This is a genomic window from Pseudomonas triclosanedens, from assembly GCF_026686735.1.
In the GTDB taxonomy this organism is placed as follows: Bacteria; Pseudomonadota; Gammaproteobacteria; order Pseudomonadales; family Pseudomonadaceae; genus Pseudomonas; species Pseudomonas triclosanedens.
The window spans coordinates 3,869,221-3,891,424 of the sequence record NZ_CP113432.1; the positions used below are offsets into that span (position 1 = coordinate 3,869,221).

Below are 22,204 nucleotides of genomic sequence, written 5' to 3' on the forward strand. Positions count from 1 at the left end.
GCTTCAGGCGAAAACGAAGTACTTGCGCACTGTTTCCACCACCTCCCAGGTGCCCTTCATGCCCGGTTCGATGACGAACACATCGCCAGCCCGCAGGTGGATCGGCTGCTCGCCTTCGGGCGTGATCACGCAGTAGCCGTCGAGGAAGTGGCAGTACTCCCACTTCTCGTAGTTCACCTCGAACTTGCCGGGCGTGCAGATCCACGTCCCCATGATCTTGCTGCCGTCAGCCGACACATAGGCATTCAGGTTCACGGTATGCGGATCGCCACCGACGCGCTTCCACCTTGTGGCGTCCAGCACCGGGGTCGGGCAGGTCTCACGCAGAACGGTAATGAAATCGGACATCTCGGCTCCAGGTCGATGCAACGAAAGGCCCCTCACCATAGGCCCACGCGCAGCGGGGAACTTGCCTGGGGCCGACGTCCGGATGCCAGCCGGCGCTCAGGCTTCAGGCATTCCGAAGCAGTGCCGGGGCTGCGGGAAACGTCGCTCGCGCACATCGCTGGCGAAGCGCGCCGCAGCGTCTGCGATCATCTCGTCCACCCGCACGTAGCGCTCGGCAAAGCGCGGCATATGCTCGCCGCCCAGACCCAGCATATCCTCGGTCACCAGCACCTGGCCGGCGCAGGCTGGCGAGGCACCAATGCCGATTACCGGAATCTCCAGAGCCTCGCACACCAGACGCGACACCGCCTCCAGCGTGCCCTCCAGCACCAGGCTGAACGCACCCGCCTCGGCCACCGCGCGCGCATCGCGCAGCACCTCAGCCTGCCCCGTCTGCTCCTTGCCCTGCACCCGGAACCCACCCATCGCGTTGACCTTCTGCGGCATCAGCCCCACATGGCCCATCACCGGAATGCCGCGCTGCACGAGGAAGGCAATGGTCTCGGCCATCTCCGCGCCACCCTCCACCTTGACTGCCTGTGCCCCACTTTCCGCCAGCACCCGCGCGGCAGCGAGAAAGGCCTGCTGCGGCGAGGCCTGGTAGCTGGCGAACGGCAGGTCCACCACCACGCAGGCATGGCGCGAGCCGCGTACCACGGCGGCGCCGTGGGCGATCATCATGTCCAGACTCACCGCCAGGGTATGCGGCATGCCGTACAGCACCATGCCCAGCGAATCGCCCACCAGCAGCACATCGACATGCTCGTCGAGCAGCCGCGCCATCGGCGTCGAATAGGCGGTCAGCACCACCAGGCTGCCGATCTCGCGGCGCTGGCGGATGTCCTGAATGGAAAGGCGGCGGTCGTGTCGATGGCTACTCATGGGCTCTCCCGTGCATGGCTGATGTCGAACGCGGAAGACGCTACCATCGCCCCTTCGTGGCCGACTTCAGGGAAAGGGACGAGATATGCCGCCAACGGGACAGGATGAACTCACGCTACCCGGCTTCACCGCCCTGCCCCGGCCGTTCTGGCTGCGTGCCTTCGAAATGCCCGCCGGGCACCATGTCTCGGCCCATGCCCACCCCTGGGGCCAACTGATGTACGCCGCCGCCGGCGTGCTGGAGGCCTGCACCGAACAGCGCGCCTGCGTGATACCGCCGCGCTGTGCGGTATGGCTGCCCGTTGGCGTGGCGCATAGCGCACACGCCAGGACCGGCGTGACATTCCGCAGCCTCTACCTGGAGCCTGGCATCGCCACGCAGCTCGGCGAGTGCCGCGTACTGGCCATCTCGCCGCTACTCGACGGGCTGATCCGACGCGCCGCCGAATTCCCCCGCGACTACCCAGACCACGGCCCGGAAGACCGCCTCCTGTACGTGCTGCTGGACGAACTGCTGCGCGCGCCGGAATCCGGGTTGTCCCTGCCGCTGCCACGCGACCCGCGGCTGCGACGCATCACCGACGAGCTGCAGCGCCAGCCCGGCCAGCGGCTCGGCATCGACGACTGGGCCGACCGCGTGGGTGCGTCACGGCGCACTCTCGCCCGACTGTTCCGTGAGGAAACCGGCCTGTCGTTCCGCGAATGGCGCGAACAGGCGCGCCTGCTCGCCGCCCTGCCGCGCCTGGAGCAAGGTGACTCCGTTACCCGTGTCGCCGGCGAACTGGGCTACGACTCCACTTCGGCATTCATCGAACTGTTCCAGCGGCGTCTGGGCATGACGCCGGGCGCAATGGCCAGGCGCCTGCGCGGCTCGACGGCAGATTGAAGCGCACCGCGAACGAAGTCAGTCGCGCGAGCGGCGGCTGCTGGCGATCAACCCGGTGGCACGGGCACGCAACTGGCCGCAACCGCCATCGACATCCTGCCCGGCGCTGTTGCGCACCTTGGTCAGCACGCCCCGGCTGTGCAGATAGCGGACGATCTCCGCGATGCGCTCGCCATCCGGGCGCTGGTACTGGTCGCCTTCCAGGCTGTTGAACGGAATCAGGTTAAGCACACCGAACTTGCCCTTGAGCAGCCGCAGGATGCCATCCAGCTCGTCCTGGCCATCGTTCACGCCCTTGAGCAGCGTCCACTGGTACTGGATCGGATAGCCCACCTGCCGGGCATAGGTTTCGCCCAGTTCCACCAGCTCATCCGGGGTGATCTTCGGTGCGCGCGGCAGCAGTTGCTCACGCAACTCGACATTGGTGGTGTGCAGCGACAGCGCCAGCGCCGGCCTGACCGCCTGCAGAGGCAGGCGCTCGAACACGCGCGGGTCGCCAACCGTGGAGAACACCAGATTCTTGTGGCCGATACCGCCCTCGGTGCCGAGGCGTTCGATGGCTTCGAGCACATTGTCGAGGTTATGCGCCGGCTCGCCCATGCCCATGAACACCACCCGCTTCACTGGCCGCAGCCGGCGCGCCAGCACCGTCTGCGCGACAATCTCCAGAGTGCTCAACTGACGCAGCAGGCCGCTCTTGCCGGTCATGCAGAAGCGACATCCCACCGCGCAACCAACCTGGCTGGAAACGCAAACGCCCCCGCGCGGCAGCAGCACACTCTCCACCATCTGGCCATCGCCCAGGCGCACCAGCAGGCGCTCCGAACCATCCGCGCCGGGGTGACGGGAATGCACCTCGGCCAGCGCCTCCAGCTCGGCGGCCAGTTCGGCCACGCCATTGCGCACCGCAAGCGGCAGAAAGTCCTCACTGGCCATGCGCCGGGTGCCCGCGTCCAGCGCCCGGCCCTGGAGCCAGGCGCGCAGCATCCGGGCGCGGTGCATGGGCAGCGCGCCCAGGTCGGACAGGCGTTGATCGAGGTCGGCAAATAGCATGGGGCGCGCATGCTACCACCGGGCGACGCGGTGGCGTAGCGCTGGTGGTCGCCCTAGCCGGCCTGGGCCATCGTCCACCACTTGGCGAAGGTCGGGTGCAGGTCACGGCCCTCCAGCGCCTCCCGCACGCTGGCGCAATAGCGCTGGCATTCGTCGGGCTCAGTTCCCGGCGCGGGCAGCGGATGCCGGCCTATGCGCTTGAGGAATACCTGGATATGCACCGGCCGGGCAACCGCATCCATCGATGCCTTGAAGCCCGCGCTCTCCAGATAATCGACCCACTCCGCCAGCCGGTGCAGGTTCACGCTCGGCCCCCGTTGCGCTGGAGCTTCCAGCCAATACTTGAGGTCATCGCAGTAACGGGCCAGCCCACGCTCCGACATCCGCAACGCCGCCTCCCGGAACGGAAAGCCGCCCTCCGGCGTCGTCAGGCCATGCAGGAATCGATACAACCGCTCCTCCGCACCGGCGAACTTGCCCAGCGGCCGGTCCCTGCCATTCCAGCCACCATCCGCCCGGAACAAGGCCTGGGCCGACTGCCACATGCTCTGCTCGATCGGCCGGGCGAAGCCATAGGACAACACGCGCCCTGCTATCGCCTGCCATGAGGCCTCGCTCTGGTCCGGGTGCAGCCAGAGGCGGTACACCAGCGGAATCGGATCCTCGCCGCGCTCCCCCGGTGCCCAGTCAGGCTCCTCGCCGCTCACGTAGTAACGCTCCAGCAGCTTGAACTGTGTCTTGTCGAAATCGGCGTCACCCTTCAGCCGCTGCAGCACACCCTGCCAATCGGCCTTGCGCTGCGCCAGCGGCGCCTTCACCGGCGCCACATCGGCAACCACCTGCTCCGGGCGCCTGGCCGGCGGGCGGCGCCTGACCTTCACCGGCTCGTCGGCATCCTCCTCGGCGAAGCACTCGCGCCGCAACGCCTCCAGTGCGGCCTGCGCCTCGGCGGGAATGTAAACGCTGGTGCAGCCGTCGTTGCCATCGTGGAAATCCACCCAGCGCCCGGCCAACCCCTGGCGCTTGGCGAAATCATTCAGGGCCATCACGAACCGCGATGTGAAATAGTCGGAACCCTCGGCCCCGTCGAAGCTGAAGCGGCGCGCCTTGCCGTTGACGCGAAAGGCCAGGGTCAGGCTCTCCCAGTCATCCTCGGTGTCCGCCTCGATGGCACTGGGCACGAACTCGCCGGCAGTCAGCGATGCGTAGGCGTTCAGCATGTTCGGATAGAGACTGCCCGGTGCCTCGCCCTGCTCAATGGTGTGGTTGATGCTGCACTGCGGGAACAGCGCGCCGACGTAGAACGCAGCGGAGCAGCACGCCTCCCCGGCGGTGTCGAGGCCCGCGCGATCCATGCCCAGGCCATGCTGGTCGGAAAGCCCCTGCAGTGCGTCGATGAAGCGGCGAGCCTGGTCGCTGTCCAGAGCGCGATTCGGCGCTGGAGCCTGGTCGTTCGAAGTCATGCTGTCATCCTTGGCTGAGTCGGGCGCCACCGTCCCTCAGCGCATCATGTCGCGGCACCGCCCAACAGGCAATGGCCAGCGCACCGCGCCGTGCTGGAGCGATACACATTGCGGTGCTAGGGTCAGCCCCGTCGTCCCCAGCAACAGGAAGCACCCCATGCGCCTGACCGGCCTGCTCGCCATAAGCCTTTCGCTCACCTTCGCCGGCATTCCCCAGGCCAACGCCGCCGGGCCCGACTTCGACGCCCGCGTGCGCAAGGCTGCCGAAGCAGTGATGCGCGAGCACGGCATCGCCGGCCTGGCGATTGGTGTCACCGACCACGGCGAGCAGCGCTTCTACAATTTCGGCGTAGCCTCGAAGGCCACCAGGCTGCCGGTCACCAGCGACACGCTGTTCGAGATCGGTTCGGTCAGCAAGACCTTCACCGCCACCCTCGCCGCCTTCGCCCAGGCAGCGGGCAAACTCTCCCTGAGCGAGAGTCCCGCCCGCTACATGCCGGAACTGCGCGGCAGCGCGCTGGACAAAGTCACCCTGATCAACCTCGCCACCCACACCGCCGGCGGCTTCCCGCTGCAGCTTCCCGACACCCTGGAAACCCCCGCGCAGCTCACCGGCTACTACAAGGCCTGGCAGCCGCAATACCCCGCCGGCAGCCAGCGCAGCTACGCCAACCCCAGCGTCGGCCTGCTCGGCATCGCCACCGCGCGGGCGCTCGGCATACCGTTCAAGACCGCCATGCAGCGCAACGTGTTCGCACCGATGGGCCTGAGCAACACCCATATCGACGTGCCGGTCACCCGCCAGGGCTACTACGCCCAGGGCTACGACAAGGACGACGCCCCCGTGCGGGTGAACCCCGGCGTCGTGGCCGACGAAGCCTACGGCGTGAAGACCAGTAGCCGCGACCTGCTGCGCTTCGTCCAGGCGCAGCTCGGCCAGGTCAGGCTCGGCGCCAAGCTGCAGGCAGCGCTCGATGCCACCCGCACCGGCTACTACAAGGTCGGCCCGATGACCCAGGACCTCATCTGGGAGCAATACGCCTACCCGCCGCGTCTGCAAGACCTGCAGGAATACAACGGCGGCCGGATGATCCAGCAGAGCCAGGCGGTTACCGCCATCGTCCCGCCGCTGCCGCCGCAGCAGAACGTCTGGCTGAACAAGACCGGCGCCACCGCCGGCTTCGGCGCCTACGTCGCCTTCGTGCCCAGCCAGCAGCGCGGCATCGTGCTGCTCGCCAACCGCAACTACCCCAACGAAGCGCGGGTCAAGCTCGCCTACGACATCCTCTCCCGCCTCGACTGACGCCGGCCCCTGCGCGGCCCGCCCCGCGCAACGGCAACCCCCAGGGCACCCATGCCGCGCCTGCCGCCCCCTGCGAGGGCTGGCCCCGCCGCCGGCTAGGAGAAATCCCATATGCCGGGATATCAGCGCCACTTCGCACAACTTCCGCCAAGCAATGCACACCCCTGCTCCGCCTACATAATAAATAGCTAAATCCTACAGCGAAAATATTAGATAAATAGACGTTTCGTACAGCAAAAAGAGAAGCGCCTTACTGCAAAAAAATTGGGAATTGATCTACGAAAAAAAGTTACAGCCAATATACCTAGGCGACCGTAAGAATATTCCCAGACGCCAGCCAGAATACCCCACAAGCCGCATTTTCCGGATAGCAATCGAATTTTTGGCCGCCTATCATTTAACTGCGTTGCGACGTACATCACCCCAAAAAAGCAAGAAACAAGATTGCAAACCGGGCAAGTACTTAAGCAACGGAAACATATGCCAACAACCGCTCCCCCTAATTTTCAAAGCGGTTGACTGGCATCAACACCAACACTGTTCCGTTACTCAGAGAGACCATGATCATGATGAAAAAAGCACTCCTGGCTGCCGCAGTAGCCTCCCTGATGGCTGGCGCTATGACTGCTCAAGCCGCTACCACCGTAGATGGCGGCACTGTTCACTTCACCGGCCAGCTGATCAACGCTGCCTGCGTCGTGGACGTAAACTCCCAGGACCAGACCGTTGACCTCGGCCAGTACCGCACCGCCACCTTCAATGCTGTAGGTGCCCGCTCCGCCAGCGTTCCGTTCACCATCCAGCTGAAAGACTGCGACACCACCGTTTCGTCCTCCGCTGCCGTAGCCTTCACCGGCCAACAGGACGCAGCCAACGACACGCTGCTGGCCGTTAATTCCGCCGTCACCAACGGTACCACCGCCACTGGCGTAGGCATCGAGATCCTCGACACCGACAGCAAAGTCCTGACTCCGGACGGTACCGCCTTCTCCACTCCTCAAACCCTGATCGACGGCTTCAACACCCTGCACTTCAGCGCTGCCTACGTTGCAACCGCAGCTTCGGCTACCGCTGGTCGTGCTGATGCCGACGCCACCTTCGTGGTGCAGTACCCGTAAGTGCATTAACCGGGTCGCCTCGTCATGAGGCGGCCCGGGCCGGGAATCAGGGAACAGTTCAACACCGGTTTTAGCCTCGCAACATCCCGCTGGTCACGTATCCGGCATGGGCACCCCATCGCCAACGTTCAGGCACCTCCTGGTCTTACACTTTCATAGTGGTAAATGACAATGAAATCCAAATCATCTTTCTGCGCCGCCCTGCTGGCCGCCGCGCTGGCCATTTCTCCCCTGGCATGTATTGCAGGCGGAGTATCCCTGGGAGCTACGCGAGTCATTTACCCCGCGGGCAATAAACAAGTCTCGCTGAATATCGCCAACAGCGGCGACAAGGAACGCTACCTGGTCAATTCATGGATCAGCAACGGCGCCACGGATGAAAAGGAAAAGAACTTCATTGTAACTCCGCCCCTGTTCGTCAGCGAACCCAAGAGCGAAAACAACTTGCGCCTGATGTATATCGGCGCGCCACTCCCTACCGACCGGGAATCCCTGTTCTGGGTCAACGTAAAAGCCATTCCCTCGGTAGACAAGGACAAAATCCAGGGCAAGAACGTTCTGCAACTCGCGATCCTCTCGCGCATCAAGCTGTTCGTTCGCCCCAAGACCCTCTCGATGCAGCCGGAAGAAGCGCCTTCGCAGCTCAAGTTTTCCCTGGCCGGCAAGATGCTGACCATCGAAAACCCCACGCCGTACTACATCACCCTGGTCAAGATGAAGCTTGGCGACAAAGCCCTTGACAGCACGATGGTCGCTCCGATGAGCAAAGCCTCGGTAGCCGCGGACGCACAGGGCAGCCTGACCTTCCAGACCGTGAATGACTACGGCTCGCTGACCCCCGCCCAAACCCAGAACCTGCGCTAACCGCGACCAGCCCAACTGGAATCGAAGGTCATGAATAGCCACTCGAGAATGCCCTGCGCCCCGCTGCGCCCGACGTCTCTCGCCCTGTCGATATTCGCGGTCATCTACTGCACGAGTGGGCATGCAGAGAGTTACTTCAACCCGGCATTCCTTTCCGATGACGCAGGCAGCGTCGCCGACCTTGCTCGCTACGCCCAGGGCAACAGGCAGCCCGCGGGCGTCTATCAGGTCGACATCTGGCGCAACGGCGAACTGGCCACCACCCGTGACATTCGCTTCGACGAGGCCGATCCCTCCAGCGCCAGCGCCCCTCCGGCCAAATCCGGCGGGCTGGTGCCCTGCCTGGACAGCGCCCTGCTGAAACTGCTGGGCCTCAACTTCAAGGCGTTCCCCGAACTCGCCAAATACAAGGACGGGCAGTGCATCCCCCTGGAGCAGGAAATACTCGGCGCCTCGGCGGAACTGGACTTCTCCAAGCTGCGCCTGGACATCAGCCTGCCCCAGGCCTCCATGCTCGGCACCGCGCGCGGCTACATCCCACCGGAGCAATGGGACGAAGGCATTTCCGCCGCACTGTTCAACTACAACCTCAGCGGCAGCCAGGGCGACAGGGACAGCAGCCAATACCTAAACCTGCAAAGCGGCCTCAACCTCGGCCCGTGGCGCCTGCGCAGCAACGGCTCCCTGAGCCGGAACGAGTATGACGGCAAAAGCTCAGGGGGCTGGCAGAACATCAGCACCTATGCACAGCGCTCGGTCATCCCGCTCAAATCGGAACTGGTGGTGGGCGACGGCAACACCAATAGCGACGTGTTCGACAGCATCGGTTTCCGTGGCGCGCGGCTGTGGTCCAACGACCAGATGTACCCCGACAGCATGCGCGGCTACGCACCCACCGTGCGCGGCATCGCCCGCAGCAACGCCAAGGTCACCGTTGCCCAGAACGGCTACGTGATCTACCAGACCTACGTGACACCGGGCGAATTCAACATCGAGGACATGTACGCCACCTCCTCCAGCGGCGACCTCGAAGTCACGGTGGAAGAAACCGACGGCAGCAAGACCAAGTACTCCATCCCCTACTCCAGCGTGCCTTTGCTCCAGCGCGAAGGCCGCCTGAAATACGACCTCACCGTCGGCAATTTCCGCAGCGGCAGCAGCGGCCAGCAAGCGCCCACCTTCGTGCAGGGCACGCTGATCGCCGGCATGCAGGGCGGCTACACCCTGTACGGCGGCACGCAGATGTCCACCGACTACAAGGCCCTGAGCTTTGGCGCCGGCAAGAACCTGGGCGACTGGGGCGCCATTTCCCTGGACCTGACCAGCGCCTGGAGCCACCTGCCGGACTCCACCGACAAGACGGGCCAGTCGCTGCGCTTCCTCTACGCCAAGACGCTCAACGACTACGGCACCACCTTCCAGCTACTGGGCTACCGCTATTCCACCGAGGGCTTCTATACCCTGAGCGACACCGCCTGGAAGTCCATGTCCCGATACGACTACTCCGAATCGGACCCGTCGGAACTGGTGAGCTACCACGACCTGAACCACAACAAGAAGGGGCGTTTCCAGGGCAGCATTTCACAAACCCTGAACGACTACGGCGCGCTCTATGCCTCCGGCAGCGAGCAAACTTACTGGGGCGAGAGCCAGTCGGACGTCTGGTACCAGTTCGGCTATACCAACCACTGGCGTGGTATCAGCTATTCCCTCGCCTGGTCGTGGAGCCAGTCGGTGGGCTACAACGAAGCCGACCGCGCAATCACCTTCAACGTGTCCATTCCGTTCAGCGCCTTTGGCGGCTCCAGTAGCTCCAGCCGTAGCGGCCTGCTCGACAACGCCTACGCAACGCTCAGTACCGTACGCAACTCCAACGGCAACAACGCCGTGCAGGCCGGCGTGGCCGGCACGCTGCTGGAAACGCGCAACCTGAACTACGGCATCAGCCAGGGCAACAGCGACTACGGCGGCCACTCCGGCAGCGCCAACCTCGACTGGCGAGGCGCCTACGGCAATCTCGGCCTGGCGTACAGCTACGACGAGCAGCAAAGCCGCTACAGCTGGCAGGCCGCCGGCGGCGCAGTGGTACACGAGAATGGCGTGACCTTCGGCCAGCCGCTGGGCGATACCAACGTGCTGGTCAAGGCGCCGGGCGCCTCCAACGTACAGGTGGAAAACCAGACCGGCGTGAAGACCGACTGGCGGGGCTACACCGTGCTGCCCTACGCCACCGCGTTCCGCGCCAACCGCGTGGCGCTGGATACCAACTCCATGGACGACCACACCGACATCATCAACAACGTCAGCAACGTGGTCCCCACCCAGGGCGCGCTGGTGCGTGCCAGCTTCGACGCCCATGTGGGCGTGCGGGCCATCGTCACCCTGACGCGGGGCAACAAGGCACTGCCGTTCGGCTCCTCCGTGCAGGAAGCCGGCAGCGGCGTCAGCGGCATCGTCGGCGACGAAGGCCAGGTCTACCTCGCCGGCCTGCCCCTGCAAGGAGAACTGCAGATCCGCTGGGGGGACGGAGACTCCGAACAGTGTGTCGCCAAATACTCCCTGCCCGATGACAGCCTGAAAGAGGCCGTGACCATCGCGGCGGCAACCTGCGAGTGATAGTCAAATGACCAAGCTGAAAACACTGCTGGCGCTCTCCGCACTGGTACTCGGGGTATTTTCCCAGAGCAGCCACGCCACCATATGCAAGCCCAACCCCGGCCCCGACCCCGTAGCCTTCAATTTCGACCTGAGCAACGTCTTTCAAGCGAGCAACAACCAGGTGGGCCAAACAATTGACCTCACACTGCACCCTGGTAGTCAAGGCGCCTCCGCGCTCTGCCTAGGTGCAATTGTCGGTGTAGAGACAACCACTTATCGCAGCTACAGAACCACCCAGAGCGTGGTGTTCAACGATGGCCCCTGGCAGTATCTGCAACTGAACGATTACCTCCAGGGCGCGGTTAGGCTCACCGACACCGCCGCAGGTACTTACTACCCCCCGATAGATTACGTACATATGGGCGAATCCCTCGCCATTGGTACGACCTATCCGTTATTTGTAAACGACGCAGACATGACCCTCCGGCTAAGGGTGACCAAGCGCTTCACCGACTTTGTGCCCATTCCCAGAATGAAGCTGTTCGATGTCTACGTCACCACGAAAAACACTGACCCGCTAACCACTGTGGTGTACACGATCAATGTGTCGGGAAACATCAGAGTGCCGCAAACCTGCGAGCTCGATGTCGGGCAAACCGTCAAGTTCGACTTTGGCAACATCAGCGCCGCGGCATTCGCTGCTGCGGGCCCGGGTGGCAAGCCAGACCCGGTCTCGCCCCAGAGCCATAACATCGCCATCAAGTGCACCAATATCGATGCCCAGGCGCTTCTGACGCTGCGCCTGGAGGCCAAACGATCGAATGCCGACATGATGGTCTCGGACAACCCCGACGTGGGCTTCAAAGTGGCGGACAGTTCCAGCGTACCGCTGATGCCGAACAACATTGCGAGCTTCATCCCCTTCCAGTTGGACGACGCCGCCAGCGCTCTCGTGCGCATCATTGCCTGGCCGGTGAGTGTGACAGGGCAACGCCCGGCCGATGGGCCATTCATGGCAAGCGGTTATCTCCGCGTCGATTATCAGTAGGGCCGGGAAATGAGATACGTAGCTACCACAACCCTGCTGCTGGCGCTGTGTTCGACAGCTTCCCAAGCCCTCCAAGTGGGCTCCGACAATATCGAGCTCAAAGGCACGGTAGTCTCGGGAGGTTGTACAGTAGCGACCGGAGACAACAACAAGACCGTCGACCTGGGAAGCTGGAAACCGTCGGATTTGCCAAGCGCTGGCAGCACCACGACCGCCAGGAGTTTCAACATCTCACTGCAAAGCTGCCCGGCAGCCAGCATGGTAGCCATTCGTTTCAGCGGCCAGAGCGTCGCCGGCCAGCCCAGCCTGCTCGCACTTGACAGCGCCAGTACCGCCAGCAATGTGGGCATCGAGTTGAAAGACAAGAACGCAGCTCCGCTTGCTCTCGGCGACTACAGCCCTGTAGTCACGGTTGACGCAAACGGCGATGCGACCCTTGAGTTCTCGGCCAACCTCATAGCCACCGCAAGCCCGGTGGGAGCCGGCAGCGTACGGGCGGATGCCACCTTCGTCCTCCAGTACAACTGAGCCCCCGCTGTCGCAAGCCCGATAACCCCGCCCCCACCTCACGAACCGGCCCGCCAGCATGCTGGCGTTGCGTCGGTTCGCGCCTTGAACAGCTTCACGATGGAGCTGACGTTCTCCTCGGCAGCGATTTCCCGCACCGGCAACCGGGTTGCCAGCAGCAGCTTCGAAGCCGCCACCTGCCGCCTGCCCCTGCGCGAGGACACCGGCAGCATCACTTTCCCGCTGGCCGATACCGCCGCACTCACGCAAAAGATCGCCCACTCCCCTGCGCACATCGCCGACAATGGCGGCAACGACGCCGCGCTGTTCGCGTCGCCCGCCTGCCGGCCCACCGCTTGAGGAGTTCCCGTATGCCATCCGTCAGCCGCGAAAGCTGGATCGACAGCGCCCGAGGCCAGCTCTTCGCCCAGGACTGGGCACCCGCCGGCGCCAGCGGCGCACCCATCCTGCTGCTGCACGACTCCCTGGGGTGCGTGGCGCTGTGGCGCGATTTTCCCGAACATCTGGCGCGCACCACCGGCCGCCAGGTAATCGCCTACGACCGCCTGGGCTTTGGCCGCTCCGCACGCTACCCCGGCACCCTGCGGCTGGACTTCATCGGCGACGAGGCGCAGACGAACTTCCCGCTGCTGCAACGGCACTTCGGCTTCGAGCGCTGCGTGGTGTTCGGCCATAGCGTTGGCGGCGCGATGGCGGTGGCCTGCGCGGCGCAACACCCGCAGGCATGCGCGGCGCTGGTCACCGAGGCGGCCCAGGCTTTCGTCGAGCACCGCACGCGCGATGGCATCCGCGCGGCCGAGCAGGAGTTCGCCGGCGCAGGCCAGTTGGAGCGCTTGCAGAAGTACCACGGCGACAAGGCGTTCTGGGTGCTGCGGGCGTGGGTCGATACCTGGCTGTCGGACGACTTCAGCGACTGGAACCTGGATGCGGAGCTGGCACTGGTGCGCTGCCCGCTGCTGAGCCTGCACGGCGAGCAGGACGAGTACGGCTCCACCACGCACCCGGAGCGCCTGACCGCGGTGCCGGACGTGCCAACGGTGCTCAAGCTGCTGCCCGACTGCGGCCACGTTCCGCACCGCCAGCAACAGGCCACGGTGCTGGCGGCGGTGGACGATTTCCTGCGGCGCTTCGCCGGGGCGTAGCCAAGCCCGCCCAACAGAAAGAGTGAATCAACGCGGCACTGCCCGGTCTGTTCCAGCAGACGCCACCGCTCGCCTGCAGGCGGTCACAAGGGCGTTGCCGCCGCTGCCGGCGGCAGGTTGGATCGCGTTGCACGAGGGGCCGCATATGCGCCTCACCTTCCCCTGCCTATGCCTCGCGGCGCAATGTACTTCCACGACCGCCACGCCTCGCCCGGCTGGGCGAAGCAATACATCCGCACAGCGGAAACCTCCGCCTTCATCTTCTACAAGCCGCGCAACGGCGACGCGCGCTAGCGGGCGCCGCAAGTACCGGGCCAGAGCGGCCCGGCGGCCGTCACGCTATACGATGGTCGCAAAGACCTGGCCGGCCATCTGTGACACCTTCCCGCGCTTTTTTTACCACCGCTGTCCGGAGCCCCACCATGTCGTCCCGCCTTTCCTCCCGCTCGCCCCGCCCTCTCTGCGGCCTGGGCGCCCTCGCTCTGCTCGGTGGTATCGCGCCGCCGGCCAGCGCCGACTTCCTGGAGGACAGCAGCGCGCGCCTGGAAGCGCGCACCCTTTACTTCAACCGCGACTTCCGCGACGGCAGTTCTTCCAATCCGCAGGGCGCGTCCAAGCGCGAGGAAACTGCGCAGGGCTTCATCCTCAACGTGCAGTCCGGCTATACCGAGGGCACCGTCGGTTTCGGCGTGGATGCGCTGGCCATGCTGGGGGTGAAGCTCGACTCCAGCCCGGCCGACAGCAACAGCGGCCTGCTGCCCTCCTCCGGCCACGACCCGCGCGGCTCCGCCGGCCAGTACGCCAAGGCCGGCGTCACCGGCAAGCTGCGCGTCTCACGCACGCAACTGAAGTACGGCGCCATGCTGCCGGACATGCCGCTGCTCAAGTACAACGATGGCCGCCTGCTGCCCAACATGTTCCACGGCGCGCTGCTGAGCAGCGAGGAACTCCGCGACCTGAAGTTCACCGCGACGCACCTGTCGCGCTACACCGCGCGCGACTCCAGCGACGCCCAGGACCTCCGCCTGAACTGCAAGAACAAGCGTTATACCTGCGACACCACTGGCGGGCACTTCGAGTCGTACCAGCTCGACTACAAGGTCAACGACCAGTGGCTGCTGCAATACGCCCAGGGCGGGCTGGAGAACGTCTACCGCCAGCGCTTCGCCGGTGTGGTCGGCAAGCAGGCCATCGGCGAGGGCACGGCGAGCGCCGACCTGCGCTGGTTCGACAGCGACGACGACGGCAACGCCCGCGCCGGCAACATCGACAACCGTGCCCTGAGCCTGCTGCTGGCCTATGCCCAGCGCGGCCACGTGGTCAGCGCCGGCTGGCAGCGCATGAGCGGCGACACCTCGATGCCCTACCTCGACGGCAGCAATCCGTACCTGGCCAACTATGTGCAGGTGAACGATTTCGCCAACGCCGAGGAACGTTCCTGGCAACTGCGCTACGACTATGACCTGCGCTACGCCGGCATTCCCGGCCTGAGCTTCATGACCCGCTACGTCAATGGCGACCACATTCGCCTGGCCAATGGCGACGAAGGCAAGGAATGGGAGCGCGACGTGGAGTTCAAGTACGTGGTCCAGGCCGGCGCCTTCAAGGACCTGAGCCTGCGCCTGCGCAACGCCACCTACCGCACCAACTACGAGCAATCGGCGCGCGACGTGGACGAGGTGCGGCTGATCGCCAGTTACAGCTTCTCGGTGCTCTGATCCGCGCCGGACGGCACGGAAACCACCCCGGGGGCCGGGCGCCGCGCCAGCCCCCCAGCCAACGCGGCGCCCTTCTGCTCCATGCACGACGGCCCCCGGATGGCCCCGCCAGCGGTGCCGCCGCTGGTGAGGACGCGCAACGGGCGCCGGTCAGGCGAAGCGCACGGTCACCCGGCGGTTGTGCCGGCTTTTCTTCTCGATCTTGTCGCACACCACCGCACCGACCTCCCGGGTGTTGCGCACGTGGGTGCCGCCGCAGGGCTGGATGTCGATGCCCGGTATGTCGATCACACGGACCGCATCCTGAGTCGTCGGCGGCGCGATGCGCGTGCGGTTCAGCTCCGGCTGGTTCTGGTACTCGCTCACCGGCAGCATGTGCGTGCGCACGTCCAGCGCGGCGGCGATCAGCTCGTTGAGGCTGTGCGTGATCTGCTCCTTGTCCAGCGTCGACTCGGGCAGGTCGAAGTCCAGCCGGCCCTTCTCGGCGCCGATGCTGCAACCGGTCACGGGCGCATCGATGATGCTGCACAGCAGGTGCAGGCAGGTGTGCATGCGCATGTGCCGGTAGCGCCGGTCCCAGTCCAGGCAACCCTGCACTTGCTGGCCGACCTTGAAGGCCGCAGGGTTCTCCAACTGATGCCAGATGAGCGAACGCAGCAGTGGGTCGCGCTCGGTGGCGAGCACCGCCGTCGAGGCGCCATCGGCCAGGAACAGCGTGCCCTGGTCGCCGGGCTGGCCGCCGCCGGTGGGATAGAACAGGGTCTGCTCCAGGGCGACGCCCTGCTCGCTGACCGCCCGCACGCGCGTGGTGAAGGTGTGCTGGTAGGGTTCGTCGTCGAACAGGGTATGGGTATGCAGGTCCAGTGGCTGCATGAGTCAGTCCTCCATGCGGAGCAAGTGGGGCGTGGTGACGATGGAACTGACCAGGCTGCTGAGGCCGGGCGGGTCCAGCAGGGTCACGTGGTGCGCCGGGCCGCCGACCCGCAGGTGCACGGGATACAGCGGCGGTTGCGCGCAGGCGTCGAGGGTGCGCAGGTGGTACTGGCGGTGATGCCGCTCGTGCACCGTGCACTCCAGGCTCAGGCTGGCGAGGCGCCGGTGCTCGGCGTCGAGCACGCTGATTTCGCCCACGTCCGGCAGCTCGCCCACCAGGTGCAGGCGGTCACCCAGGGCGAAGGCGCCGAGGTAGCCGCGGTTCGAGCCCTGCGCGGCGCGCTGCATCTGCAACTGGTTGACGATGCTCACCCGGGTGTTGGCCGGAACGTCGCGGGTGACGACGCAGGCGGGGGCGATGAATACGTTGTCACCGATATTCACCGCGCCGAGGATGCGCGCACCCGCCCCTACTTCCACGCCGTTACCCAGCCTGGGATGGCGCTTGCCGCCGGGGTTGTCGGCGATGCCGGAGGCGCCGAGGGTGACGCCGCTGAGCAGGTAGCAGTCATCGCCGATTTCGCAGGTTTCGCCGATCACCGTGCCGAAGCCGTGATCCAGCACGAAGCGCCTGCCGATGCGCGTGGCCGGGTGTATCTCCACGCCCGATTGCAGCTTGCCGGCATTGGCCAGGCGCTGGGCGATGAGCTGGCGGTTCTCCAGGCCGTCCTGCTGCCACACCCGGTGCGCCAGGCGGTGGAACAGCACGGCCTTGAACGAGGCGTAGGTACCGAGGATCAGCTCGGTACGCCCGCAGGAGGCCGGATCGCGCTCGGCATAGGCTTGCAGGTCTTCGGCCACCTGCGGCAAGGCACCATCCATGATGCCGCCCAGATGCGGCATCAGCCGCCCCATGTCCACTGGCTTGAGCGCATGCGCCATGTGCTCGAGCATCCCGTCGTAGAGTGCTGCCCTGTCGAGATATCCGCTCATCCTTTCGTTCTCCACAGTGTTCAGTCGAAGTGAGGCAGGTAGCTGTCTACACCGTCGTAGATCAGTGTCAGTACGCGCGAGCCGCGCGGCAGGTCGCCGGCCAACTGGGCGATGGCCACCAGGTTGGCCGCCGAGGACAGGCCCAGGCTGACCCCATCGCTGCGCATGGTGCGCCGCACCCGCTCCAGGCAGTCGTGCTTGGCGACCTTGAGCATGCCGTCGAGCACGCCGAGGTTGAGGATGGCCGGCACCAGGCCGATGGACAGGCCCTGTATCTCGTGCGCGGCATGCCGGTCGGCGAACAGGTCGCAGCTCTCCGGCTCCACGCCGAATACCCGCAGCGCCGGCCAGCGGTCCTTGAGCACTTCGCCCAGGCCGGTGATGTGGCCGCCGGTGCCGATACCCGCCACCAGGCTGTCGAGCGGCATCTGGGCGAAGTCGCGGAGGATTTCCTGGGCGGTGGTGCGCCGGTGTATCTGCGGGTTGGCCGGATTGCGCTGCTGGTTGAGCATCACGTAGCCGGGGTTCTCCAGCTGTAGCTCCATAGCCAGCTCGCCGTGCGAGTTGTTGCCGCGTCGGCTGTCGGACAGCACCACTTCCGCGCCGTACAGGCGCAGCAGTTTCTGTTTCTCCGGGCTGTAGTTGTCGGGGATCACCAGCACCACCCGATAACCGAGGATGTTGCCGGCGATGGCCAGTCCGATGCCGGTGTTGCCGCCGCTCGGCTCGATGATGGTCTGGCCGCTGCCCGGCAGCAGGATGCCCCGGGCTTCGGCGTCACGGACCATTGCCAGGGCGATGCGCGCCTTGTGGCTGCCGCCGGGGTTCAGGGACTCCAGCTTGGCGTAGACCTCCAGCCCGGTTTCGGCGCTGAAGGCCGCCAGGCGCACGACCGGGGTTTCGCCAATGGCCTGCAGCAAGGATTCGTGGATCATCTGCGTGACCTCAGTACAGAGGCATGTCGCGATCGATATCGCGCGCCCAGGCTTTCATTCCGCCCTGCAGCACCTGCATGCGTTCGAAGCCCGCGCCCAGCAGTTGCCGGGCCGCTCGCTCGGCACGCGGGCCGCCGTAGCAGATCAGGCACAGCGGGCGCTCGCGGTCCAGCTCGTGCAGGCGCTCGGCCAGTTCGCCCAGCGGCACGTTGATGGCACCGGGCAGGCGGCAGACTTCCAGTTCGTTGGGCTCGCGCACGTCCAGCAGTTGCAGGTCTTCGCCACGGGCCAGGGCGAGTTGCAGTTGCAGCGGGCTGATGAGCATTTCCGCCGGGGTGGCCTCCTCGGGAGCGGCTGTGGCGGCGCAGGCCACCGGCGCCTCCACCTGCAGGGTGCGGTCGCGCCGCGCCGGCGAGCAGGCCGGGCAATCGGGACGGCGCTTGAAGCGCACTTCGGAGAATTTCATCGCCAGTGCGTCGAAGCGCATCAGGCGGCCAACCAGGGGCTCGCCGATACCAAGGATCAGCTTGACCGCCTCGGTAGCCTGGATCAGCCCGACCACGCCGGGCAGCACGCCGATCACCCCGCCGGCATTGCAGTTGGGCGACAGTTCGGCTGGCGGGCTCTTGGGGTACAGGCAGCGGTAGCACGGGCCATTCTGGTAGTTGAATACGCTCATCTGCCCGTCGAAGCGGTGCAGTGCGCCGTACACCAGGGGGCGTTCGAGCAGCACGCAGGCGTCGTTGAGCAGGTAGCGGGTGGCGAAGTTGTCGGTGCCGTCGACCACCAGGTCGTACTCGCCTACCAGTTGCAGGGCGTTGTCGGGCATCAGCGCGCAATCGTGGGCGACGACGCGGATATCGGGGTTGAGGTCCAGCAGGCGGCGGCGCGCCGATTCCACCTTGGCTTCGCCGATGGTGCTGGTGCCGTGCACTACCTGGCGTTGCAGGTTGCTGCTCTCCACCCGGTCGAAGTCCACCAGGCCGATGACACCGACGCCAGCCGCCGCCAGGTACAGGCACACCGGCGAACCCAGGCCACCGGTACCGATCACCAGCACCCGCGTCGACTTCAGGCGCATCTGCCCCTGGCGGCCGACGTTGGGCAGGGTGATGTGGCGAACGTAGCGGCGCACTTCGTCGTTGCTCAGTTCGTCGCAGTCCAGCCCGCCGGAGGTGGCGAGCAGGATGTCCAGCTCGGCCCCCTGAGGCAGCCGGGTCTCGGCGTCCACCAGCTCGTCGCCGGCGGTGAGCAGGAAGTGTTCCTTGAACTGCTGGTTGGCGTAGAACAGGTGCTCGCGCAGCCCGGGATGACGGCTACACACGTCCTCCACCAATTCGCGCACCGTCTCCCCCGTGCCGGCCAGCCGGGTGGCCGGCAGCTTGGCCACGCGGGTCAGCACTTCCGGGAAAATCACCATGTTCATAGTCAAACTCCTTTTCCATGTGGTCCATCAAGGGGTACCGGGGAACTCCCGGCTGCATTCGAATCGTTCACCGCTCCACTCGAACAGCTTGGCGCCCCGCACCTCGCCGGCGCCGACATCCACCACCAGGTAGGCCACGGGGAAGATCGGCTGCCCCATGAACAGCGCCTTCTCCTCGTCCTCGCGGCTGAAGTAGGCGCCCACGTCCGGGTGCGAGTGGTAGATGACCCGCACGGGGTTGTTGCCGCTCAGGCTGCGGTTGAGCATCTGGGTGTCGGCCACGGCGAAGGTGTAGCCGTTGGCGGCGCTGCGTTTGTAGATGTCGGGGGAGCGCTGGTTGAGCTGGTTCTGGATGTTCTCGCCGAAATGCACCCCGGCATCGGCGAAGACGAATCCGCAGCACTCTTCGGGATAGGTGATGGCGGCGTGGCGGTAGATGGCCAGGAGCGCCTTGCGGTCGATGAGGTCGTGTCCGGTCATGCGTCAGCCCTTCTTCGCCAGGAATCGTTCCATCGGCATCTTGGTGATGGCGAAACCGCCGAGCAGCACTGCGGAGTACAGCGCCAGGTCCCGGGAAATCGGCTGGCCCTCGTACCAGGAGCCGATGATCACGGCGAACACCGGGAAGATGATGAAGACGAAGGACAGGATCACCGGGCTCATGCGCTTGAGCAGGAAGAAGTAGACGATGAAACCTCCTACCGATGCGCACAGTCCGAGGTAGGTCAGCGCCAGCCAGGAGCGCGAGCTGATGGCGGCGAAGTCCGGCTGCTCCACGCCAAGGCTGACGAGGAACAGCATCAACCCGGCAACGCCCATCGGCAGCGTGTTGTAGGTGATGACGCTGATGTCGGCGCCCTTGAGCTTCGTCACCACGTAGCACAGCGCGTGCATCACCGCCGCGCAGAGGATCGCCAGTACCCCGGAGAATTCGTCATGGGCGAGGCTCAGGCCCTGGCTGCGCAGGATCATGAACAGGCTGCCGAAACCGATGGCGATGCCGACCACCTGGGACAGGTAGATGCGTTCGCGCAGGAACAGCGAGGAGAAGATCAGGATGAACACCGGCATGCAGCTGAACAGCAAGGCGGTGAGGCCCGACGATACGTGCGTCTCGCCGTAGTTGAGCAGGTAGTAAGGCAGGCTGAAGTAGCACAGCGTGACGAACACGAAGAAGCCAAGATGGCTACGGGGGAAGAAGATGGAGTCGCCACGGATCACGGCGAAGCTCAGAAACAGCGGGAAGGCGATCAGGAAGCGCAGACCGGCGGCGGTCAGCGGCGGAACCGTTTCGACGGCGATCTTGATCCCCAGCCAGGTGGTGCCCCAGCTCAGGCACACCGTCAGGAACAGCAGCGAGGTGACGAGCGCTGCCAGCCACTGCTTCCTCGGTTTGCTGGTGTTTTCAATTACAGCCGATATTGGCATGATGACAATCCTTTTAGACAGCCAAATTGAACCCCAAATATTGGGATATAACCTTATATTGACTCCTTCTAATCAGGCTATTTGGACGAAAAATGGCTGTCAAACCAATTATTGACACGGTACCAATACTCAAGGAAGCGCTGGGTTCAGGCCAGGGCGCCAAGTACAAGCGGCTCGCCGGCGCCATGCAGACCCGCATCCTCGAAGGCAGCATCGAAGCCGGTATGAAACTGCCGCCGCGGCGCATCCTCGCGGACCGGCTCGGCGTGACCATCGGCACGGTGAGCCGCGCCTACGCCGAGCTGGAGCGCATGGGCCTGGTGGTGGCGCGGGTCGGCGACGGCACCTTCGTTCGCCAGCGCGAACTGGAGCGCAAGCGCGACGCGGGCTTCAGCAACTTCGTCGAGGAGCGGCCCGAGCAGTACGACATGAGCCGCAACATGCACATCCCCGGTCTGGAAACCCGCCTGCTGGCCCAGAGCCTGCTGGACCTGGCCCATGCCCCCCGCGTGCTCGCCGAGCTGTCCCTGTACACCCCGGACGCCGGCCTGCCGCGCTATCGCCAGGCAGGCGCGGACTGGCTCGCCCACGGCGATTTCCAGCCGCAGGCGGAGCAGGTGCTGTGCGTCAACGGCGGCCAGCACGGCCTGCTCTGCACGCTGATGGCGCTGCTGCGCGCCGGCGACACGATAGTGACCGAGCAGCTCACCTACCCCGGCCTGATCACCGCCGCGCGCATGCTCGGCATCAAGCTGCTCGGCGCGGCGATGGACGATGAGGGGCTGGTGCCGGAGTCGCTCGACGAGCTGTGCCGGTACAACCGGGTCAGCGCCATCTACTGCACGCCGACGCTGCAGAACCCCACCACCGGCGTGCTGTCCGCGCAGCGGCGGGAAGCCATTGTCGCCATCTGCCGCGAGCACAATCTGCTGATCATCGAGGACGAGGCCCATGCGGTGCTGGTGGAGGACCGCCCGCCGCCGTTGAGCCTTTACGCGCCGGAGCGCAGTGTGCTGATCAGCAGCCTGAGCAAGGCGGTGGCGGCCGGCCTGCGGGTGGGTTACCTGCACGCGCCGACAACGCTGATCAGCCGCATCGCGGCGGCGCTGCGCGCGTCCTGCTGGATGGCCACGCCGCTGGCGATGGAGCTGGCCAGCAACTGGATCGAGGGCGGCATCGCGGAGAATCTGCTGCGCCAGCAGATCGCCGAGATCGGTCGGCGCAAGCAACTGGTGCAGGGGCAACTGGAGGGCCTGAGCTACCGCACCCATCCGCAGTGCCCGCACTTCTGGATCGAGGTGCCCGAACCCTGGCGCGCCTCGGACGTGGAGGCCGAGTTGAAGCTCAAGAACTACCTGATCGCCACCGCCGAAGCCTTTGCCGTGGGCCGGGCGGCAGTGCCGCAGTTCGTCCGGGTCAGCGTCAGCAATGCCTCCCATGACGACCTGTTGCTGCTGGAAGGCTTCGAGGCCCTGGCCAACACGTTGCGCAGCGGCCAGTTCGACGAGTGAGCCGCAGCGATGCCGGCGCCGCGATGATGTGCTGGCGGTTTCATGCAG

Annotated in this window: 21 protein-coding genes; 11 read left to right on the top strand and 10 right to left on the bottom strand. The window is 65.4% G+C overall.

The features are described 5' to 3' along the window. Positions 1-3 precede the first annotated feature (3 nt). Both OU419_RS17915 and panB read right to left on the bottom strand, forming a co-directional pair. Positions 4-348 (bottom strand): cupin domain-containing protein, encoded by a 345-nt coding sequence (locus OU419_RS17915; RefSeq protein ID WP_254475633.1) that lies wholly within the window; start codon positions 346-348, stop codon positions 4-6. A gap of 96 nt (positions 349-444) precedes the next feature. After that, on the bottom strand, positions 445-1,269 hold the full coding sequence (gene panB, locus OU419_RS17920; RefSeq protein WP_254475632.1) for a 3-methyl-2-oxobutanoate hydroxymethyltransferase: 825 nt from the start codon (positions 1,267-1,269) through the stop codon (positions 445-447). An 85-nt stretch (positions 1,270-1,354) separates the two neighbouring features. Here panB and OU419_RS17925 point away from each other — a divergent pair, with 85 nt between their 5' ends. After that, positions 1,355-2,155: an AraC family transcriptional regulator gene (locus tag OU419_RS17925; RefSeq protein WP_254475631.1), complete on the top strand. Its 801-nt coding sequence runs from the start codon at positions 1,355-1,357 to the stop codon at positions 2,153-2,155. A gap of 18 nt (positions 2,156-2,173) precedes the next feature. On the opposite strand, the gene OU419_RS17930 is transcribed toward OU419_RS17925, so the two are convergent. Further along, a complete protein-coding gene (locus tag OU419_RS17930; protein ID WP_254475630.1) occupies positions 2,174-3,208 on the bottom strand; it encodes an RNA methyltransferase in 1,035 nt (344 codons plus the stop codon). A gap of 53 nt (positions 3,209-3,261) precedes the next feature. Continuing rightward, entirely contained in the window at positions 3,262-4,671 is a 1,410-nt protein-coding gene (locus tag OU419_RS17935; RefSeq protein ID WP_254475629.1) for a hypothetical protein, read from the bottom strand. Positions 4,672-4,828: 157 nt separating this feature from the next. Between OU419_RS17935 and ampC the strand changes: the two genes are divergently transcribed. The 9 genes from ampC to OU419_RS17985 all read left to right on the top strand — a co-directional run bounded on the left by ampC (position 4,829) and on the right by OU419_RS17985 (position 14,990). Further along, positions 4,829-5,974, top strand: a complete 1,146-nt coding sequence (gene ampC, locus OU419_RS17940; RefSeq protein WP_254475628.1) for a class C beta-lactamase — start codon at positions 4,829-4,831, stop codon at positions 5,972-5,974. Positions 5,975-6,540: 566 nt separating this feature from the next. Further along, a complete protein-coding gene (gene fimA, locus OU419_RS17945) occupies positions 6,541-7,092 on the top strand; it encodes a type 1 fimbrial major subunit FimA (RefSeq protein WP_302329163.1) in 552 nt (183 codons plus the stop codon). A 171-nt stretch (positions 7,093-7,263) separates the two neighbouring features. Next, on the top strand, positions 7,264-7,956 hold the full coding sequence (locus OU419_RS17950) for a fimbria/pilus periplasmic chaperone (RefSeq protein ID WP_254475627.1): 693 nt from the start codon (positions 7,264-7,266) through the stop codon (positions 7,954-7,956). A gap of 30 nt (positions 7,957-7,986) precedes the next feature. Further along, positions 7,987-10,572: a fimbrial biogenesis usher protein gene (locus tag OU419_RS17955; RefSeq protein WP_254475626.1), complete on the top strand. Its 2,586-nt coding sequence runs from the start codon at positions 7,987-7,989 to the stop codon at positions 10,570-10,572. 7 nt (positions 10,573-10,579) lie between these two features. Further along, positions 10,580-11,602, top strand: coding sequence for a fimbrial protein (locus tag OU419_RS17960; protein WP_254475625.1), 1,023 nt, complete (start codon positions 10,580-10,582; stop codon positions 11,600-11,602). 9 nt (positions 11,603-11,611) lie between these two features. Beyond that, positions 11,612-12,130, top strand: coding sequence for a fimbrial protein (locus tag OU419_RS17965; protein ID WP_254475624.1), 519 nt, complete (start codon positions 11,612-11,614; stop codon positions 12,128-12,130). Between the two features lie 84 nt (positions 12,131-12,214). Continuing rightward, the gene (locus tag OU419_RS17970; protein ID WP_254475623.1) at positions 12,215-12,469 is read left to right on the top strand and encodes a hypothetical protein; all 255 of its coding nucleotides are present in this window, start codon (positions 12,215-12,217) and stop codon (positions 12,467-12,469) included. An 11-nt stretch (positions 12,470-12,480) separates the two neighbouring features. Beyond that, a complete protein-coding gene (locus OU419_RS17975; RefSeq protein WP_254475622.1) occupies positions 12,481-13,272 on the top strand; it encodes an alpha/beta fold hydrolase in 792 nt (263 codons plus the stop codon). A gap of 422 nt (positions 13,273-13,694) precedes the next feature. After that, positions 13,695-14,990 carry an OprD family porin gene (locus OU419_RS17985; RefSeq protein WP_254475621.1) on the top strand — a complete coding sequence of 432 codons (1,296 nt, stop codon included), beginning with the start codon at positions 13,695-13,697 and terminating at the stop codon, positions 14,988-14,990. A 150-nt stretch (positions 14,991-15,140) separates the two neighbouring features. Here the strand turns inward: OU419_RS17985 and OU419_RS17990 are convergent, their stop codons facing one another. From OU419_RS17990 to OU419_RS18010, 6 genes are read right to left on the bottom strand one after another with little or no spacing between them, the layout of a single operon-like run. Continuing rightward, complete coding sequence (locus tag OU419_RS17990; RefSeq protein WP_254475620.1) at positions 15,141-15,863, bottom strand: alanyl-tRNA editing protein; 723 nt, start codon at positions 15,861-15,863, stop codon at positions 15,141-15,143. A 3-nt stretch (positions 15,864-15,866) separates the two neighbouring features. Further along, entirely contained in the window at positions 15,867-16,856 is a 990-nt protein-coding gene (locus OU419_RS17995; protein ID WP_254475619.1) for a serine O-acetyltransferase, read from the bottom strand. 20 nt (positions 16,857-16,876) lie between these two features. Then, entirely contained in the window at positions 16,877-17,791 is a 915-nt protein-coding gene (locus OU419_RS18000; RefSeq protein ID WP_254475618.1) for a PLP-dependent cysteine synthase family protein, read from the bottom strand. Positions 17,792-17,801: 10 nt separating this feature from the next. After that, on the bottom strand, positions 17,802-19,217 hold the full coding sequence (moeB, locus tag OU419_RS18005) for a molybdopterin-synthase adenylyltransferase MoeB (RefSeq protein ID WP_408004901.1): 1,416 nt from the start codon (positions 19,215-19,217) through the stop codon (positions 17,802-17,804). 27 nt (positions 19,218-19,244) lie between these two features. After that, the gene (locus tag OU419_RS29050; RefSeq protein WP_408004902.1) at positions 19,245-19,697 is read right to left on the bottom strand and encodes a Mov34/MPN/PAD-1 family protein; all 453 of its coding nucleotides are present in this window, start codon (positions 19,695-19,697) and stop codon (positions 19,245-19,247) included. A gap of 3 nt (positions 19,698-19,700) precedes the next feature. Beyond that, positions 19,701-20,639, bottom strand: a complete 939-nt coding sequence (locus OU419_RS18010) for a DMT family transporter (RefSeq protein ID WP_456239215.1) — start codon at positions 20,637-20,639, stop codon at positions 19,701-19,703. A gap of 98 nt (positions 20,640-20,737) precedes the next feature. Between OU419_RS18010 and OU419_RS18015 the strand changes: the two genes are divergently transcribed. Then, positions 20,738-22,156, top strand: a complete 1,419-nt coding sequence (locus OU419_RS18015) for an aminotransferase-like domain-containing protein (RefSeq protein WP_254475616.1) — start codon at positions 20,738-20,740, stop codon at positions 22,154-22,156. Positions 22,157-22,204: the final 48 nt, after the last annotated feature.

What these genes read in the sequence shown, in the direction of transcription:
- OU419_RS17915 (WP_254475633.1), bottom strand. Translation starts at nt 348, where the DNA reads ATGTCCGATTTCATTACCGTTCTGCGTGAGACCTGCCCGACCCCGGTG.
- panB (WP_254475632.1), bottom strand. Translation starts at nt 1,269, where the DNA reads ATGAGTAGCCATCGACACGACCGCCGCCTTTCCATTCAGGACATCCGC.
- OU419_RS17925 (WP_254475631.1), top strand. Translation starts at nt 1,355, where the DNA reads ATGCCGCCAACGGGACAGGATGAACTCACGCTACCCGGCTTCACCGCC.
- OU419_RS17930 (WP_254475630.1), bottom strand. Translation starts at nt 3,208, where the DNA reads ATGCTATTTGCCGACCTCGATCAACGCCTGTCCGACCTGGGCGCGCTG.
- OU419_RS17935 (WP_254475629.1), bottom strand. Translation starts at nt 4,671, where the DNA reads ATGACTTCGAACGACCAGGCTCCAGCGCCGAATCGCGCTCTGGACAGC.
- ampC (WP_254475628.1), top strand. Translation starts at nt 4,829, where the DNA reads ATGCGCCTGACCGGCCTGCTCGCCATAAGCCTTTCGCTCACCTTCGCC.
- fimA (WP_302329163.1), top strand. Translation starts at nt 6,541, where the DNA reads ATGATGAAAAAAGCACTCCTGGCTGCCGCAGTAGCCTCCCTGATGGCT.
- OU419_RS17950 (WP_254475627.1), top strand. Translation starts at nt 7,264, where the DNA reads ATGAAATCCAAATCATCTTTCTGCGCCGCCCTGCTGGCCGCCGCGCTG.
- OU419_RS17955 (WP_254475626.1), top strand. Translation starts at nt 7,987, where the DNA reads ATGAATAGCCACTCGAGAATGCCCTGCGCCCCGCTGCGCCCGACGTCT.
- OU419_RS17960 (WP_254475625.1), top strand. Translation starts at nt 10,580, where the DNA reads ATGACCAAGCTGAAAACACTGCTGGCGCTCTCCGCACTGGTACTCGGG.
- OU419_RS17965 (WP_254475624.1), top strand. Translation starts at nt 11,612, where the DNA reads ATGAGATACGTAGCTACCACAACCCTGCTGCTGGCGCTGTGTTCGACA.
- OU419_RS17975 (WP_254475622.1), top strand. Translation starts at nt 12,481, where the DNA reads ATGCCATCCGTCAGCCGCGAAAGCTGGATCGACAGCGCCCGAGGCCAG.
- OU419_RS17985 (WP_254475621.1), top strand. Translation starts at nt 13,695, where the DNA reads ATGTCGTCCCGCCTTTCCTCCCGCTCGCCCCGCCCTCTCTGCGGCCTG.
- OU419_RS17990 (WP_254475620.1), bottom strand. Translation starts at nt 15,863, where the DNA reads ATGCAGCCACTGGACCTGCATACCCATACCCTGTTCGACGACGAACCC.
- OU419_RS17995 (WP_254475619.1), bottom strand. Translation starts at nt 16,856, where the DNA reads ATGAGCGGATATCTCGACAGGGCAGCACTCTACGACGGGATGCTCGAG.
- OU419_RS18000 (WP_254475618.1), bottom strand. Translation starts at nt 17,791, where the DNA reads ATGATCCACGAATCCTTGCTGCAGGCCATTGGCGAAACCCCGGTCGTG.
- moeB (WP_408004901.1), bottom strand. Translation starts at nt 19,217, where the DNA reads ATGAACATGGTGATTTTCCCGGAAGTGCTGACCCGCGTGGCCAAGCTG.
- OU419_RS29050 (WP_408004902.1), bottom strand. Translation starts at nt 19,697, where the DNA reads ATGACCGGACACGACCTCATCGACCGCAAGGCGCTCCTGGCCATCTAC.
- OU419_RS18015 (WP_254475616.1), top strand. Translation starts at nt 20,738, where the DNA reads ATGGCTGTCAAACCAATTATTGACACGGTACCAATACTCAAGGAAGCG.